This is a genomic window from Streptomyces scopuliridis (assembly GCF_042790125.1).
Lineage (GTDB): Bacteria > Actinomycetota > Actinomycetes > Streptomycetales > Streptomycetaceae > Streptomyces > Streptomyces scopuliridis_A.
Genome location: NZ_JBHTZS010000001.1, coordinates 128,339 through 147,820, shown reverse-complemented (window position 1 = coordinate 147,820; position 19,482 = coordinate 128,339). Strand labels below are relative to the sequence as shown.

The window sequence follows — 19,482 nt, the reverse complement described above, 5'->3', positions numbered from 1 at the left end:
GCCGACCGCGAACACGGGCGACTCGTCACGCCGTGCCGGTCAGTCCGGGCCGTGGCACGCGGTCACCGTCGGCTCAGGCCAGCTCGCTGTCGATGAAGTCGAAGATCTCATCGTCCGTCGCGCCGTCCAGCCGCCCCGTCAGGTCCCTCTCCTCACCCTGTCCTCCCTCGCTCTCCAGTCCGATCACCCTCTCCAGCGCGGCCTCCAGCCGGAGCCGGAGGTGGGTCCGCAGCGCTTCGTCCGCCGAGATTGCCGAGATCTCTGCCTCCAAGGTGTCGAGCGCGGAGAGGTCACCGGATCCGCGCGAAGGAGCGCCGTCGGCACCGGCCAGCTCCGAGCGGAGCAGTTCGGCGATCGCCGACGGGGTCGGGTGGTCGAAGACCAAGGTCGTGGGCAGCCGGAGTCCGGTGGCCGACCCCAGCCGGTTACGAAGCTCGACCGCGGTCAGCGAGTCGAAGCCCATGTCGAGCAGCCCGCGGCCGGACTCCACCGCGTTCGGCGACGAGTGGCCCAGGATGGCGGCTGCCTCGGCCCGTACGAGATCCAGCAGGAGCCGCGTCCGCTCCGGTTCCTCTCCGACGGCGGCGAGCTTCTTGCGCAGCGCCTCGGCCTCGTCGACGTCGGCCCGCACGGCCGCGCGCCTCAGCGGTTGCCTGACCAATGACCTGTACAGATGGTGGAGTTCACCCGTCTCCGCCCGGGCCCGCAGCGCGGCCGGATCGAGTCGTACGGGCACCAGCAACGGCCGGTCCGAGGCGAGAGCGGTGTCGAAGAGCTCCAGGCCCTCGGCGGCCGAAAGTGTCCCGATGCCGCTGCGCACGAGTCGGGCCCGGTCCGTGGCGCCGAGGGTCGCGGTGACGCCGCTGACCGCCGCCGGCTCCGTCCCGGCCGGCTGCTCCGCCTCATCGGCCCACAGGCCCCAGGCCAGCGAGACGGCGCTGAGTCCCTGGCCCCGGCGGTGGGCGGCGAGCGCGTCCAGGAACGCGTTGCCCGCCGCGTAGTTGGCCTGTCCGGCGTTGCCGATGGTCGCCGCGTAGGACGAGTAGAGAACAAAAGCCGCCAACTCATGGTCCCGCGTGGCCAGATGGAGATTCCAGGCCGCGTCTGCCTTCGGCCGCAGCACGGCGGCCAGCCGGTCCGGGGTCAGCGACTCCACCACACCGTCGTCCGTCACACCCGCGACGTGGATCACAGCGCCGAGCGGATGCTCGTACGGGATTGCGGCCAGCACCTCCGCAAGGGCTCCCCGGTCGGCCGCATCGCAGCCGGCCACGGTCACCGCCGCCCCCAGCGCGACCAGTTCGTCACGGAAGGAGCCGGCGCCGGGGGCATCGAGGCCCCGGCGGCTGGTGAGCAGCAGATGGCGCACCCCGTGCTCGGTGACGAGATGCCGGGCCACCTGCCTGCCGAGCGCACCCGTACCGCCGGTGACGAGGACCGTGGCATCAGGGTCCAGCCCCACCGTGGCATCAGAATCGAGCCGCGGAGCTTCCGCAGGCGCCTCCTCCGTGGCCCGCACCAGACGAGGAATCAGCAACGCACCATCACGAAGGGCGAGTTGCGGCTCCCCGGTGGCGAGAACCGCTTGCATCACATCGGTGGTCACGGCGTCCTGCCGCTCCGCCTCGTCCGGCGCCGGGCCGCCTTGCCGACCGGTCTCACCCGCTTGTTCGACATCCAGCAGGATGAAGCGACCAGGGTGTTCGGACTGAGCACTGCGCAGCAGGCCCCAGACCGTTGCCCCGGCCAGGTCGGCCACCCCGTCGTCCGGTCGCGCGGCCACCGCGCCGCGTGTCACGACGAGCAGCCGCTCGGCGGGCGCCGGCTCCGTGCCGAGCCACCGCTGTACGAGTTCCAGCGCGTGCCGCGCGGCTTGGTGGGCGGCGGCCACCACGTCCTCATCGGCGACGGGGCCGGGCGTGGCCACGACGACATGTGCGGAACGCGCCTCGGCCCCGTCGCCGCCACCGCCGGGCGCCGCCGGCACCCACTCCACACCGAACAGCGTGTCGCGCCGCCGCGCCTGGGAGCCGAGCAGTTGCGCCGGATCGAACGGCCGCAGTGTCAGGGACTCGACGCTCAGCACCGGCGCCCCCTCACCGTCGGCCAGGGAGAGCGCGGCGGTGTCCTGGCCCGTGGGCGCCAGTCTCACCCGCAAAGTGGTGGCGCCCACGGAGTGCAGCCGTACCCCCGCCCATGCGAAGGGCAACCGCAGCGGCCCCACTTCCACACCCGACGTGCCCATATCGAGGCCCAGCGGATGCAGTACGGAGTCCAGCAGAGCCGGGTGCACACAGGACCGCGCGGCCTCCTCTGCCAACTCCTCCGGCAGGCTCACTTCCGCGAAGAGCGCGTCCTTGGCACGCCATACGTTCCGCAGCCCGCGGAAGGCCGCCCCGTAGACGTAGCCCCGCGCGGCGAGTTGGGCGTAGAGCTCCTCGACCGGCACCTCGGTGGCACCGGCGGGAGGCCAGGAAGCCGCTCCGAGATACTCTCCCGGGGCCTCGTCCGAGCCCGCAAGATAGCCCACGGCGTGCCGGGTCCAGGACACCTCGGCCGTACCCCCCGCGTCCGCCGCGGGCCCCGGGGCCGAGTGGACGGTGACCCGGTGCCGCCCGAACTCGTCGCCGTCTCCGACGGCCACCTGGATCTGGACGGTGCCGTGTTCGGGGATGATCAGGGGCGCCTCCAGGGTGATCTCCTCGACCTGATCGCAGTCGACATGACTGCCCGCGTACAGGGCCAGTTCCACGAAGGCCGCACCCGGCAGGAGGGCCGTCTCCGAGATCGCGTGGTCGGCGAGCCAGGGGTGACCGGCCGACGAGAGCCGCCCGGTGAAGACGTGCCCCTGCCCGTCCGCGAGTGCGAGGGCGGCCCCGAGCAGCGGATGGCCGGCGGCCCCCAGACCCAGGTCGACGGCCTCGGCGGACGAAACGGGGGTGTCGAGCCAGTAGCGGCGGCGCTGGAAAGCGTACGTCGGCAGGTCGACGGCGCGGCGGGCGGCTACGGGGCCGAAGACCGCCTCCCAGTCGAGAGCGAGATCGGTATGGACATGCAGCCTGCCCAGCGCGGAGATCGCCGCATGCGCCTCGGAACCATCCTTACGGAGGGACGGTACGAAGACCGCGTCCTCGCCCTCGACACCCGTCTGAGCCAGAGCGGTGAGAGTGGTATCCGGGCCGATCTCGATGAACGTGCCCACGCCCTCGCTTTCGAGGGTCCGGACCGCCTGGTGGAAGAGCACCGCGTTTCGGGCGTGCGCCGACCAGTAGTCGACGGAGGACAGCTCCTCGACGGTCGCCAGCTCACCCGTCAGTGTCGAAACGATCGGAATGGCTGGTGCGGAGAACTCCAACTCACTGATCACAGAGCGGAATTCATCGAGCATGGCGTCCATCAAGGGGGAATGGAAGGCGTGGCTGACGGTCAGACGACGCGTCTTGTGACCCGCCTCCGACAGCAGACCCGACACCTCCAGCACCGCGCGCTCATCACCCGAAATCACCGTCGATGAGGGACTGTTGACCGCAGCCAGGGCGACATCAGTGCGTCCCTCCAGGTACGGGGCGACGACCGGCTCTCCCGCCCGTACCGCCACCATCGCGCCCCCGGCCGGCAACGCCTGCATCAGACGACCACGCGCCGCCACCAACCGCGCCGCATCGTCCAACGACAGGACCCCGGCCACATGCGCGGCCGCCAGCTCACCGATCGAATGACCGGCGAGGAAGTCGGGCACCACACCCCACGACTCCCACAACCGGAACAACGCCACCTCCACCGCAAACAAACCCGGCTGCGTGAAGGCAGTCTCATGCACCACGGAATCGTCCACCGCCTCACCCAACGGCAGCTCCAACAACCCCTCGAACGCCGCACTCACCGCGTCAAACGCCTCCGCGAACACCGGAAACGCCCCATACAACCCACCCCCCATCCCCACCCGCTGACTCCCCTGACCAGCGAACAAGAACGCCGTCCCACCCCCAGGACCCACAACCCCCGAGACCACATCCGCCGCATCCTCACCACGCGACAAAGCCTCCACACCCGCCAGCAAACCCGCCCGATCCTCCCCCACAATCACCGCACGATGACCAAAACGCGCACGCGAAACCGCCAGCGACACCCCCACCTCCACCGCACTCAAACCCACATCCCCAGACACCCACTCCACCAACCGACCCGCCTGCGCACGCAACGCAGCCGCACTACGCCCCGACACCACCCACGGCACCACACCACCCGAAACCACCCCCACACCAACAGCCGGCTCAGGAGCCTCCTCCACGATCACATGAGCGTTGGTACCGCTGATACCGAAGGACGACACGGCCGCCCGACGCGGACGATCCGGACCACCCTCCGGCCACTCCCGCGTCTCCGTCAGCAGCTCAACAGCCCCCGCAGACCAGTCCACATGGGGCGACGGCTCATCGACGTGCAGGGTCCGGGGAAGCACACCGTGCCGCATCGCCAGCACCATCTTGATGATCCCCGCCACGCCCGCCGCCGCCTGCGTATGACCGATGTTCGACTTCACCGAACCCAGCCACAACGGCCGCTCGGGCGCACGTCCCTGCCCGTACGTCGCCAGCAGCGCCTGCGCCTCGATCGGGTCGCCCAGCTTCGTGCCCGTACCGTGCGCCTCCACCGCGTCCACATCGGCCGCCGACAGACGCGCACTCGCCAGAGCCTGACGGATCACCCTCTCCTGCGAAGGACCGTTCGGCGCCGTCAGACCATTACTCGCACCGTCCTGGTTCATGGCCGAGCCACGCACCACCGCCAGCACCTGGTGCCCGTTCCGTTCCGCGTCCGACAGCTTCTCCAGCAACAGCAGCCCGACACCCTCGCCCCAGCCGGTGCCGTCCGCCGAGGACGAGAAGGCCTTGCAGCGGCCGTCGGGGGCGAGGCCGCGCTGGCGGCTGAACTCGATGAAGGTGTTCGGCGTCGCCATGACCGTCACACCGCCCGCCAACGCCAGCGAGCACTCACCGTTACGCAGCGCCTGCGCCGCCAGATGCAACGCCACCAACGACGACGAACACGCGGTGTCGATCGTGACCGCCGGTCCTTCGAGACCGAAGGTGTACGAGACCCGGCCCGACGCGACACTGCCCGCGCTGCCGTTGGTGAGGTAGCCCTCGAACTCCTCGGGCGTGCGGTGGAGGCGCGAGGCGTAGTCGTTGTACATGACGCCGGTGAAGACACCGGTACGGCTCCCCCGTACCGCCGCCGGATCCATCCCCGCCCGCTCGAACGCCTGCCACGCCGTCTCCAGCAGCAACCGCTGCTGCGGATCCGTCGCCAGCACCTCACGCGGACTCAGACCGAAGAACTCCGCGTCGAAATCAGCCGCGTCATAAAGAAACCCACCATCACGCGCATACGACGACCCCGACCGCGAAGGATCCGGATCGTACAACCGCTCCAGATCCCACCCCCGATCCTCCGGAAAACCACCCACCGCATCCCCACCCGAAGCCACCAACCGCCACAAATCCTCCGGCGAACCCACCCCACCCGGAAAACGGCACGCCATCGACACAATCGCGATCGGCTCATCGGAAGCCGACACCACGGCGGACGCGGCGAGTGCGTCCGCCCCCTCGGTGGCGATGTCCCGTGTCCGGCCGGTCAGTTGCTCGCGCAGTTGGGTGGCCAGCGCGGCGGGCGTCGGGTAGTCGAAGACGAGCGTAGTGGGCAGCCTGAGTCCCGTGACAGCGTTGATGCGGTTACGGAGTTCCACGGCGGTGAGCGAGTCGAAGCCGAGCTGGTTGAAGTCCCGCTCCACGTCGACTTCGGTGGTTGCCGCGTATCCGAGCACCGCGGCGATCTCGGTCCGTACGACCTCCAGGACCGCCGCGTACTGCTTCGGTTCCGGCAGCCCGGCCAGCCTCTGGACGAGGGAGGAGGGGACCGCGCCTGTTCGCGTGCGCCGGTTCACGGGGGTCTTGACGAGCCCGCGCAGCACGGCGGGCACGGCGTCGCCCTGTGTCCGCAGCGCGGCATGGTCCAGTCGCGCGGCGACGTACCCGGGGCGGCCCGCGGTGAGCGCCAGGTCGAAGAGCGCCAGTCCTTCGGCGCTGTCGATCGGGGCGATGCCGGTGCGGCGCAGGCGGGCGAGGTTCGTATTGCCCAGCCGCTCCGTCATTCCGGTGGCATCACTCCACAGCCCCCAGGCGAGAGACGTCGCGGGCAGTCCCCCGGCACGACGGTGCGCGGCAAGGGCGTCCAAGAAGGCGTTCGCGGCGGCGTAGTTCGCCTGTCCGGCGGTCCCGAGCGTGCCGGCGACGGATGAGTAGAGGACGAACGCGGACAGGTCCCGGGTGAGCTGGTGGAGGTTCCAGGCCGCGTCCGCCTTGGGGCGCAGCACGGTGTCCAGTCGATCCGGGGAGAGGGAGTCGACTGTGCCGTCGTCGAGGACGCCGGCCGTGTGGACGACCCCGGTCAACGGATACTCCGCCGGAACAGAGGCAAGCAGCGCCGCCAAAGCCTCCCGGTCCGCCGCGTCACAGACCTCCACCCTCACCTCCGCACCCAACAGACCCAACTCATCACGCAACTCCACAGCCCCCGGCGCCCCCATCCCCCGCCGACTGATCAACAACAACCGACGCACCCCATGCACCACCACCAAATGACGCGCGACAAGAGCACCCAACGACCCCGTACCACCCGTCACCAGCACCGTGCCCTCACCGAGGCCAGGACCGGCCGCCGCATCGCCGGCCTCCTCGTCCGTCTCCGTTTCGGCGCGGACCAGCCTCGGCACGACCACATGTCCGTCACGCAGGGCGAGTTGGGGCTCCCCCGTCGCGAGAGCGGACGGAATCGCCTCCGCCGACGCCGCACTCCCATCGACATCGAGCAGCACGAACCGACCCGGATGCTCGGACTGCGCGGCACGCAACAGCCCCCAGACCGCCGACTGTCCGAGATCCGTGAGGTCATCGCCGCCCGATCCGGTGGCGAGGGCGCCCTCGGTGATGACGGCGAGGCGCGGCCGGGACTCGGCGGGATCGGCTGCCAGCTGATCCCGGATGGCGCGCAGTGCGTGTTCGAGCGCCGAACGGGCCGCGTCCGGTGCGGATGAGCCGACCGATGCCGGGATCCGCAGCAGCACCAGGTCATCCGCCGGAGCTTGCGCCGCGGCGGCTTGTTCACCGGACGGCGACGGTGCCTCAAGGGGCGTCCACACCAGTTGGAACAGCGCTTCATGGCGCCCGCCGCCACGCGCGAGCCGACCGGGATCCGCCGCTCGTACGACCAAGCCCGAGACCGACGCCACCGGTTCTGCGGAGCTGTCGGTCAGCTCCAGCGCGACGGTGTCCTCCCCGGTCCTGGTGAGACATGCACGCAGTTCCCGTGGCCCGCGACGGCGCACGTCAACGCCGCGCCAAGTAAAGGGAAGACGGATGGGCGACGGTGCCTCGCCCGCTCGCTCGATGTCGTCGAGGACCAGCAGATGCAGTACGGAATCGAGCAGCGCGGGGTGCAGTACGTACCGATCGGCGTCGGCGGTCTCGTCGTCGAGGCGCAGCTCCGCATAGATCTGGTCGCCGAGCCGCCAGGCCGACCGCAGGCCCTGGAACGTCGGCCCGTACTCATACCCGCGGTCCGCGAGCCTGACGTACGCGTCGTCGGTCGCGATCGGGACGGCTCCGGTGGGCGGCCATGTCGTGCCGGCTTCGGCCGCAGCCGCGTCGGCCGGCTTCTCCGGGCCGAGCCGGCCCGTCGCATGCCGGGTCCACTCGTCGTCGCCGTCGACCCGCGAGTGGAGACGGACCTCGCGGCGGCCCGACTCGTCCTCCGCGTCCACCGCGACCTGGAGGGTCACCTCACCCCGTTCGCGCAGCAACAGAGGTGCTTCCAGGGTCAGTTCGTCTATCGAAGGCATGCCGAGCTCGCGCCCGGCAAGCAGTACGAGGTCAAGGAAGGCCGTGCCCGGGAGCAGCACGGTGCCGACCACGGCATGGTCGCCCAGCCAGGGCTGAGTGTCCCGCGAGAACCGCCCGGTGAAGAGGTGTCCCGCCCCTCCTGCGAGTTCAACCGCGGCTCCGAGCAGCGGATGCTCAGCAGTGGTGAGCCCGACGGAGCCAAGGTCTCCGGTGGTCGCGGGGGTGTCGAGCCAGTAGCGGCGGCGCTGGAAGGCGTACGTGGGCAGGTCGACGGCGTGGCGGGCGGCTACGGGGCCGAAGACCGCCTCCCAGTCGAGAGCGAGATCGGTATGGACATGCAGCCTGCCCAGCGCGGAGATCGCCGCATGCGCCTCGGAACCGTCCTTACGCAGGGACGGCACAAAGACCGCGCCCTCACCCTCGACACCCGCCTGGGCCAGAGCGGTCAGCGTGGCATCCGGACCGATCTCGATGAACGTGCCCACACCCTCGCCTTCGAGGGTCAGGACCGCCTGGTGGAAGAGCACCGCGTTACGGGCATGCGCCGCCCAGTAGTCGACGGATGACAACTCCTCGGCCGTCACCAGCCCACCCGTCAGTGTCGAGACGATTGGAATGACGGGCGCCGAGAACTCCAACTCGCCTGCTATGGAGCGGAATTCATCGAGCATGGCGTCCATCAGAGGGGAATGGAAGGCGTGGCTGACGGTCAGACGGCGCGTCTTGTGACCCGCCTCCGACAGCAGACCCGCCACCTCCAGCACCGTGCTTTCGTCACCCGAAATCACCGTTGAAGAGGGGCTGTTGACGGCCGCCAGGGCGACATCGGTACGTCCCTCCAGGTACGGGGCGACGACCGGCTCTCCCGCCCGTACGGCCACCATCGCGCCCCCGGCCGGCAACGCCTGCATCAGACGACCACGCGCCGCCACCAACCGCGCCGCGTCCCCCAACGACAGGACCCCCGCCACATGCGCAGCCGCCAGCTCACCGATCGAATGACCGGCGAGGAAGTCGGGCACCACACCCCACGACTCCCACAACCGGAACAACGCCACCTCCACCGCGAACAAACCCGGCTGCGTAAACGCCGTCTCATGCACCACGGAATCGTCCACGGCCTCGCTCAACGGCAGCTCCAGCAACCCCTCGAACGCCGCACTCACCGCGTCAAACGCCTCCGCGAACACCGGGAACGCCCCATACAACCCACGCCCCATCCCCACCCGCTGACTCCCCTGACCAGCGAACAAGAACGCCGTCCCGCCATGTCGGCCCACGTTGCCCCGCAGTACCGAAGCCGTCGGCTCATCGCGCTCCAGAGACCGCAGCCCGGCCAGCAGCTCCTCGCGGCCCGCTCCGACCACGACGGCGCGGTGGTCGAACCGGCCGCGCGACACCATCAGCGAGAGGCCGACGTCCTGGGGGTGTGGTCCACGGTGTGGTCCACCCTCAGCGGCGACGAACTCATACAGTCGGCGTGCCTGGTCCGCAATGGCCTCCGTCTTCGGGGCGGAGAGCGCCCAAAGGGTCGGAGCGTCGCCGTGCGGGGGCTCCTCGTGTGTGGTGTCCTCGGTGACCTCTTCCGTCGTCGCCTGTTCGAGGATGACGTGGGCGTTGGTGCCGCTGATACCGAAGGACGACACGGCCGCCCGACGCGGACGATCCGGACCACCCTCCGGCCACTCCCGCGCCTCCCTCAACAGCTCAACAGCCCCCGCCGACCAGTCCACATGGGGCGACGGCTCATCCACATGCAACGTCCTCGGCAACACCCCATGCCGCATCGCCAACACCATCTTGATCACACCAGCCACACCCGCAGCCGCCTGCGTATGACCGATGTTCGACTTCACCGACCCCAGCCACAACGGCCGCTCGGGCGCACGCCCCTGCCCATACGTCGCCAGCAACGCCTGCGCCTCGATCGGATCACCCAACCGCGTCCCCGTACCATGCGCCTCCACCGCATCCACATCACCGGCCGACAGACGCGCACTCGCCAGAGCCTGACGGATCACCCTCTCCTGCGACGGCCCGTTCGGCGCCGTCAGACCATTACTCGCACCGTCCTGGTTCGTGGCGGAACCACGCACCACCGCCAGGACCCGGTGCCCGTTCCGTTCCGCGTCCGACAGCTTCTCCAGCAGCAGCAGACCCACGCCTTCGGAGAAGCCGGTGCCGTCCGCCGACGACGAGAAGGACTTGCAACGGCCGTCCACCGACAGGCCGCGCTGGCGGCTGAACTCGACGAAGGTGTTCGGCGTCGCCATGACCGTCACACCGCCCGCCAACGCCAGCGAGCACTCACCGTTACGCAGCGCCTGCGCCGCCAGATGCAACGCCACCAACGACGACGAACACGCGGTGTCCACCGACACGGCCGGTCCTTCCAGACCGAACGTGTACGAGATGCGGCCGGAGGCGACGCTTCCGTAGCTGCCGTTGCGGAGATACCCCTCCAGCTCTTCGGGGACGTGCTGGAGCCGTGATCCGTAGTCGTTGTACATGACGCCGGTGAAGACACCGGTACGGCTCCCCCGCACCGCCGCCGGATCCATCCCCGCCCGCTCGAACGCCTGCCACGCCGTCTCCAACAGCAACCGCTGCTGCGGATCCGTCGCCAGCACCTCACGCGGACTCAGACCGAAGAACTCCGCGTCGAAATCAGCCGCGTCATAAAGAAACCCACCATCACGCGCATACGACGACCCCGACCGCGAAGGATCCGGATCGTACAACCGCTCCAGATCCCACCCCCGATCCTCCGGAAAACCACCCACCGCATCCCCACCCGAAGCCACCAACCGCCACAAATCCTCCGGCGAACCCACCCCACCCGGAAAACGGCACGCCATCGACACAATCGCGATCGGCTCATCGGAAGCCGACACCACGGGGGCGGAAGAGGTGAGCCGCGCGGAGGACTCGTCGGCCGTCCCGGCCCCGGTCACCTGGCCACGCAGGTGGTCGGCGAGGGCCGCCGGGCTGGGGTGGTCGAAGACGAGCGTGGTCGGGAGGCGGAGGCCGGTGGCGGCGATCAGCCGGTTGCGGAGTTCCACCGCCGTCAGGGAGTCGAAGCCGAGCGCCTTGAACGCCTGGTTGACGGCCACGCCGTCGTCGTCGGAGTGGCCGAGCACGGTGGCGATCTGCCTGCGTACGAGATCGAGCACCGCCGTCTCGCGTTCGGACGCGGGCAGCGCCGCCATCCGCCGGACCCAGGAATCCGCCGTGCCTCCGTCGCCGCCCGCCTGGGCCACCCGCCGTACAGGGGTCCTGACGAGACCGCGGAAGAGCGGCGGGATCGCGGTGTCGGCGCCCTGTGCGCGGTGGGAGGCCAGGTCGAGCCGGGCCGGGACGAGCAGCGCGTCGTCGCGGGTGAGCGCGGAGTCGAAGAGCGCGAGCGCCTGGTCCGAGGGGAGCTGGGCGACTCCGGCACGAGCCATGCGGGCCACGTCCGCGCCGTCGAGGTGGCCGGTCATTCCGCTGGCGTCGGCCCACAGTCCCCAGGCGAGAGACGTCGCGGGCAGTCCCCCGGCCCGACGGTGCGCGGCAAGGGCGTCCAAGTAGGCGTTCGCGGCAGCGTAGTTGGCCTGTCCCGCGTTGCCGATGGTGGCGACGACGGAGGAGAAGAGGACGAAGGCCGAGAGGTCCGCGTCCTGGGTGAGCTCATGCAGATTCCATGCGGCATCGGCCTTGGGACGCAGCACCGTGTTCAGGCTCTCGGGGGTGAGGGCCGGAAGGGTGCCGTCGTCGAGGACGCCGGCCGTGTGGACGACCCCGGTCAGCGGATGCTCCGCCGGAACAGAGGCAAGCAGCGCCGCCAAAGCCTCCCGGTCCGCCGCGTCACAGACCTCCACCCTCACCTCCGCACCCAACAGACCCAACTCATCCCGCAACTCCACAGCCCCCGGCGCCCCCATCCCCCGCCGACTGATCAACAACAACCGACGCACCCCATGCACCACCACCAAATGACGCGCGACAAGAGCACCCAACGACCCCGTACCACCCGTCACCAGCACCGTGCCGCCGGCACCGAAGACCTCTCCGCTCGGCGTGCCGGACTCCGCGCCGGTCGCGGTCACGGCGCGGGTCAGCCTGGGGACGAGTATGTCCCCCTCACGCAAGGCGAGTTGGGGCTCGCCCGTCACGAGAGCGGACGGAATCGCCTCCGCCGACGCCGCACTCCCATCGACATCGAGCAGCACGAACCGACCCGGATGCTCGGACTGCGCGGCACGCAACAGCCCCCAGACCGCCGCCGCGGCCAGGTCGGCGGCATCCTCGCCGTGGCGGGTGGCCATCGCGTGGTGGGTGACGACGACCAGACGTGTTTCACCGGTCCGCTCGTCCGTCAGCCATGCCTGCACGGTGGCGAGTACCTCTTCGAGGACGGTGTGCGGCCGCGCCTCCGGGGTGGTACGGGGGCAGGGCAGCAGCACCGTACGCGGGGGCGTTTCCTCCGTGTCCACCGTGCCGAGGGTGTTCAGCAGAGCCGGCAGATCCGGGTGTACGGAGGCGGCGAGCGCTTCCGGTACGGCAAGTGTCCCGTCGAGAGAGCCGAGGAGGGCCACGGCCGGTGAGCCTTCGGCCGTCTCCGGTGCGGTGTGAAGTGCACGGTGAGGTGCGGTGGGCGGCGCGGCCCGCGGTGCGTCCAGCGGTACCCAGTCCACGCGGTGGAGATCGCGATCCGCTGCCGTGCGGCCCGCCGCGGCCAGTTGTTCGGCGGCGACCGGGCGCAGGACCAGCGATTCCACCGTGGCGACTGGGGCTCCGGCGGCGTCGGCGGCCAGTATGCGCACGCCGTCCCGGCCGGCCGGGGAGAACCTCACCCGCAGGCTGCGCGCGCCGGTGGCCAGCAGCCGTACGCCGTCCCAGGCGAAGGGCAGCAGCGGGCCGGGTGTCTCCGTATCCGCCCGCGCGCCGTCCTCCCGCACCACGATGGCGTGCAGCGCGGCGTCCAGCAGCGCGGGGTGGAGCCCGAACCGCTCGGCGGTGTCCTGTTGTTCCTCGGCGAGCCGCACCTCGGCGAAGACCTCGTCCCCGCTGCGCCAGAGCGCGGTGAGGCCCTGGAAGACCGGGCCGTACTCGTAGCCGTGGGCGGCGAGTTGCGGGTAGCGGCCGTCGAGGGCGACGGCCTGTGCTCCCTCGGGCGGCCAGGTGGCCAGATCGCCGTGGGTGTGCGCGGTCTCCTCCGCCGGTGTTCCGTCCGACGCCGCGCCGGATGTCAGGAGGGCCGTCGCGTGTCGCGTCCAGCGGTGCTCGTCCTCGCCGCCCGCTGCGGCAGCCATCGGCCGGGCGTAGACCCGCAGTCCGCGCCGGCCGCTGTCGTCCGGTCCGTCCACCACGAGTTGCAGCTGGATGTCGCCCTGTTCCGGCAGGACCAGCGGCGCCTCCAGAGTGAGGTCGTCCACCCGGTCGCTGCCGCACTCGTCCGCGGCGCGCAGCGCCATCTCGACGAAAGCGGTGCCCGGGAGCAGTACGGTGCCGTACACCGCGTGGTCGGCGAGCCAGGGGTGGCTGCGCAGGGAGAGCCTGCCGGTGAGCAGCAGTCCGCCGTCGTCGGCGCCGTCGGCGAGCGCGACCAGTGCGGTGAGCAGGGGGTGGTCGGCGGCGCCGAGCCCGGCGCCGGCCACATCGCCGGTGCGGGCGGGGGTACGCAGCCAGTAGCGGTCGCGCTGGAAGGCGTAGGTGGGCAGGTCCACGGGCTCGGCCGGACCCGCGGTACCGGGGATCCGCGACCAGTCCACCGGCACGCCCGCGGTGTGCGCGGTGGCGACGCTCGTCAGGAAGCGCCGCCAGTTGCCCTCGTCGCGACGCAGTGAGCCGACGACCACGGCTGCCGGCGGTCCGTCGGACTCGCCGTCCTGGACCGTGCCGGATCCGAGGGCGTCGTCGATCGTCTCCTGAATGCCCATGGTGAGCACCGGGTGCGGGCTTGACTCGATGAAGGCGGTGTAGCCGTCGGCGGCGAGCGCCCGTACCGCCTTCTCCAGCTGGACCGTGTTGCGGAGGTTCCGGTACCAGTAGTCGGCGTCGAGCACCGCCGTGTCGATCGGCTCTCCTTCGAGCGTCGAGTAGAACGCGACGGACGAGGAGCGCGGCGCGAGCCCGGCGAGCGTCTCCAGAAGTTCCTCACGGATCTCTTCCACGTGGGCCGAGTGCGAGGCGTAGTCCACGGCGATGGTGCGCGCTCGTACGCCCTCGTCACGGCAGGTCCGCACCAGCTCCGCGAGCGCCGCCGGGTCCCCGGACACCACGGTCGCCGTCGGACCGTTGACCGCGGCCACCGACAGCCGGTCACCCCACCGCGTGAGCCGTTCGGCCACGTCGGCCTGCGGCAGCGGGATGGAGCCCATCCCTCCCTTGCCCGCCAGCGCGCCGATGGCCCGGCTCCGCAGCGCCACCACCTTCGCGGCGTCGTCGAGGCTCAGCGCACCGGCGACACAGGCGGCCGCGATCTCGCCCTGCGAGTGGCCGACGACCGCCGCCGGCCGTACGCCGACCGACTGCCAGACGGCGGCCAGCGACACCATCACCGCGAACAGCGCCGGCTGGACCACATCCACCCGGTCGAGGCCGGGCGCGCCGGGCGACCCGCGCAGGACATCGGTCAACGACCAGTCCACATAAGGGGAGAGCGCCTGCTCGCAGGCTTCGAGGCGCTGCCGGAACACCGCGTTGGTGTCCAGCAGCTCCACGGCCATCCCGTCCCACTGCGACCCCTGACCGGGGAAGACGAAAACGGTCCTGCCGGCAGTGGACGCCTGTCCCTCGATACCGCCGGCGGACTCCGCGGCGGCGAGTTCGCCGAGCCCTTCGAGGAGGGCGGCGCGGTCCCCGCCGATGACGACGGCGCGGTGGTCGAACGGCGCGCGGGTGGTGGCGAGCGCGTGGGCCACATCAGCCGGACGCAGTTCCGGGGCGTCCTCCAGGTGCTCCTTGAGGCGCTGCGCCTGGGCGCGCAACGCGGAACGGCTCTTGGCCGAAAGGAGCCAGGGGAGAGGGCTGCCGTCAGAAGCGTCACCGACGGCAGACGGCTGGGCGGGGGCCTGCTCGGTCTCCGACGCGAGTGACGGTACGGGGGCCGGTACGAGTGACGGTGCGGGGATCGGTGCGGGGATCGGTGCGGGGATCGGTACGGGAGCCGGCCCGGCCGGGTCCGCGGGCGCCTGCTCCAGAATGACGTGCGCGTTGGTCCCGCTGATACCGAACGAGGACACCGCGGCCCTCCGCGGCCGGTCCGGGGCGCCCTCCGGCCACGCCACCGCCTCCGTCAGCAGTTCGACCGCACCCGCCGACCAGTCCACGTGGGGCGACGGCTCGTCGACGTGCAGCGTCCTGGGCAGAACGCCGTGCCGCATCGCGAGCACCATCTTGATGACGCCGCCGACCCCCGCCGCCGCTTGCGCGTGCCCGATGTTGGACTTCAACGACCCGAGGAACAAGGGATGTTCGGCATCGCGCCGCTGTCCGTACGTGGCCAGCAGCGCCTGTGCCTCGATCGGGTCACCCAGTCGCGTGCCGGTTCCGTGGGCCTCCACCGCGTCCACGTCCGACGACGACAGCCGGGCATTGGCCAGGGCCTGACGGATCACCCGCTCCTGCGACGGCCCGTTGGGCGCGGTCAGACCATTGCTCGCGCCGTCCTGGTTGATCGCACTGCCCCGTACGACGGCGAGCACCCGGTGGCCGTTGCGCCGCGCGTCCGACAGGCGCTCCAGGGCGAGCATGCCCACGCCCTCCGCCCACGCCGTACCGTCGGCACCGGCCGCGAAGGCTTTGGCGCGCCCGTCGGCCGCCAGCCCCCGCTGCCTGCTGAACTCGATGAACATCCCGGGCGTCGCCATGACGGCGGCGCCACCTGCCAGGGCTATGCCGCACTCCCCCTGGCGCAGTGCCTGCGCCGCGAGGTGCAGGGCGACCAGGGACGATGAGCAAGCGGTGTCGACCGTCACCGCGGGCCCCTCCAGGCCGAGGGTGTAGGAGATACGGCCGGAGGCGACGCTCGCGGTGCTGCCGGTGAGCAGGTACCCCTCGTACCCCTCGGCGGTTTCGTGCAGCCGCGGCCCATAGTCCTGGGACATCGCGCCGACGAAGACGCCCGCGGCGACTCCGCGCAGCGCGGAGGGGTCGATTCCGGACCGTTCCAGGGCCTCCCAGGAGGTCTCCAGCAGCAGCCGCTGCTGGGGGTCCATGGCCGCCGCCTCGCGGGGCGAGATCCCGAAGAACGCGGGGTCGAACTCGTCGGCCTGGTGCAGAAACCCACCGTGCCGCGCATAGGTCTTGCCCGGACGCCCCGGCACCGGATCGTAGAGACCGTCGATGTCCCAGCCACGGTTGCCGGGAAGCTCGGAGATCGCATCCTGCTCGTCGGCGACGAGACGCCACAGGCCCTCAGGAGAGGCCACCCCTCCGGGGTAGCGGCAGGCCATCCCGATGATCGCTATGAGATCGTCCGAGGTGTTCGGCGTGCCGCCGACCGGCAGCCGTACGGCGGCGTCGCCGCTGCCGAGAAGCTCGCGACGCATGTGCCGGGCGAGTGCGCCGGGGCTCGGGTGATCGTAGATGAGCGTCACGGAGAGTCGTAGCCCGGAAGCCGCGTTGACACGGTTGGTGAACTCGACGGCGCTCAACGAGTCGAAGCCCAGTTCCTTGAACGACTGCTCCGCATCGACGGCGTTCGACAGATGTCCGAGAACGATGGCCACATTGGTGCGCACCAACTCCAGCAGGAGGCGCTCCTGCTCAGCCTCGCTCTCCCCGGCGAGCCGCTGGGCGAGCACGTCGGCGGCGGACGGCATCTGCTCATCGATGTCGCCCTCGGCCTCTCCCGTGGCGACGGCCGCCGAGGGGAGGGAGAGCGGTGCGGGAGCGTGGGCGGTGTCGAGCCAGTAGCGGCGGCGCTGGAAGGCGTACGTGGGCAGGTCGACGGCGCGGCGGGCGGCCACGGGGCCGAAGACCGCCTCCCAGTCGAGAGCGAGATCGGTATGGACATGCAGCCTGCCCAGCGCGGAGATCGCCGCATGCGCCTCGGAACCATCCTTACGCAAGGACGGCACAAAGACCGCACCCTCGCCCTCGACACCGGCCTGAGCCAGAGCGGTCAGCGTGGCATCCGGACCGATCTCGATGAACGTGCCCACGCCCTCACCTTCGAGAGTCCGGACCGCCTGGTGGAAAAGCACCGCCTTCCGGGCATGCGCCGCCCAGTAGTCGACGGAGGACAGCTCCTCGGCCGTCACCAGCTCACCCGTCAACGTGGACACAATCGGAATGACGGGCGCCGAGAACTCCAACTCGTCTGCTATGGCACGGAATTCATCGAGCATGCCGTCCATCAACGGCGAATGGAAGGCGTGGCTGACGGTCAGACGGCGCGTCTTGTGACCCGCCTCCGACAGCAGGCCCGCTACCTCCAGTACAGCGATCTCATCGCCCGAAATCACCGTTGAGGAGGGGCTGTTGACGGCCGCCAGGGCGACATCGGTACGTCCCTCCAGGTACGGGGCGACGACTGGTTCTCCCGCCCGAACCGCCACCATCGCCCCACCAGCCGGCAACGCCTGCATCAGACGGCCACGCGCCGCCACCAACCGCGCCGCATCCCCCAACGACAGGACCCCGGCCACATGCGCGGCCGCCAGCTCACCGATCGAATGACCGGCGAGGAAGTCGGGCACCACACCCCACGACTCCCACAACCGGAACAACGCCACCTCCACCGCAAACAAACCCGGCTGCGTAAACGCCGTCTCATGCACCACGGAATCGTCCACGGCCTCGCTCAACGGCAGCTCCAGCAACCCCTCGAACGCCGCACTCACCGCATCAAACGCCTCCGCGAACACCGGAAACGCCCCATACAACCCACCCCCCATCCCCACCCGCTGACTCCCCTGACCAGCGAACAAGAACGCCGTCCCACCCACAGGACCCACAACCCCCGAGACCACATCCGCCGCATCCTCACCACGCGACAAAGCCTCCACACCCGCCAGCAAACCCGCCCGGTCCTCCCCCACAATCACCGCACGATGACCAAAACGCGCACGCGAAACCGCCAGCGACACCCCCACCTCCACCGCACTCAAACCCACATCCCCAGACACCCACTCCACCAACCGACCCGCCTGCGCACGCAACGCAGCCGCACTACGCCCCGACACCACCCACGGCACCACACCACCCGAAACCACCCCCACACCAACAGCCGGCTCAGGAGCCTCCTCCACGATCACATGAGCGTTGGTACCGCCCATGCCGAAGGAGCTGACGCCGGCGATCAGCGGGCGGTCAGGCCGTGGCCACCCGCTGAGGCCGGTCTGTACCCGAAGGTTCAGTTCGTCAAGCGGGATGGCGGGGTTGGGGGTCTCGAAGTTGAGGCTGGGCGGCAGTTCTCGATGCTTGATGCTGAGGATGGCTTTGAGGAGGCCGGCGATACCGGCGGCGCCTTCCAGATGGCCGATATTGGTCTTGGCGGAGCCGACGACGAGGGGGTGGCCGTCGGGGTGTGCCGAGCCAATGGCGGCGCCGAGGGCGGCGGCCTCGATCGGGTCTCCCAACGGGGTCCCGGTGCCGTGCAGTTCCACGTACTGGACCTCTTCGGCGGTCACGCCCGACCGCTGGAGGGCCTGCCGGATCACGGCCTCCTGCGTCGCGCGGCCGGGCACGGTGAGACCGTCCGTCGTACCGTCGTTGTTCATGGCGCTGCCGCGGATGACGCAGTGGACACGGTCGCCGTCGGCGAGGGCTTGCCGCAGGGGCTTGAGGACCACGAGGCCGGCGCCTTCGCCGCGGGCGTAGCCGTTGGCCCGTGCGTCGAAGGTGTGGCTGCGGCCGTCCGGGGACAGTCCGCCGAATTTCGCCGCGCCGACCGTGCTTTCGGGGACGATATTGAGGTTGACGCCGCCCGCGAGGGCAAGCGCGGACTCGCCGCGGCGCAGGCTCTCGTACGCCAGGTGGACCGACACCAGCGAGGACGACTGTGCGGCGTCGACGGCCAGGCTCGGCCCGTGGAATCCCAGGGTGTAGGAGACCCGGTTGGCGATGATGCTGCGGTGCAGGCCGGTGACGGTATGCCGGCCGATGGACTGGGGGCCGTGCCGGTGGAGCAGGGTCGCGTAGTCGTCCCAGATGGCGCCGATGAAGACGCCGGTCCGGCTGCCCCGCAGCGTGGCGGGAACGATCCGGCTGTCTTCCAGGGACTCCCAGCTCAGTTCGAGGATGAGACGCTGCTGTGGATCCATGGCGGCGGCTTCGCGCGGTGAGATCCCGAAAAAGGCCGGGTCGAAACGGTCGATGTGGTCGAGGTATCCGCCGCGACGGGCGTTGGTCTTGCCCGGTGCGTTCCGGTCGGCGTCGTAGAACTCGTCGACGTCCCAGCGGTCGGTCGGGGGTTCGGTGAGGGATTCCGTGCCCCGACTGAGATTCCGCCAGAAGGTCGCGGGGTCGGGCGCCCCTGGCAGACGGCACGCGATGCCGATCACGGCGACCGCGAATCCGTCGGAGGCCGGGCTACCAGGAGCAGTGGTATCGAATTCGCTCACCATCGCGCGTGACGTCCTCTTTCCGG

Annotated in this window: 1 protein-coding gene; it reads right to left on the bottom strand. The window is 70.5% G+C overall.

Annotated features, from left to right (window positions below; translation table 11 throughout):
- Positions 1–73: 73 nt before the first annotated feature.
- On the bottom strand, positions 74–19,459 hold the full coding sequence (locus ACFRKB_RS00480; protein ID WP_383101988.1) for a type I polyketide synthase: 19,386 nt from the start codon (positions 19,457–19,459) through the stop codon (positions 74–76).
- Positions 19,460–19,482: the final 23 nt, after the last annotated feature.

Bases quoted from the DNA above. Each gene is read 5' to 3' on its own strand.
- ACFRKB_RS00480 (WP_383101988.1), bottom strand. From the start codon at position 19,459: ATGGTGAGCGAATTCGATACCACTGCTCCTGGTAGCCCGGCCTCCGAC.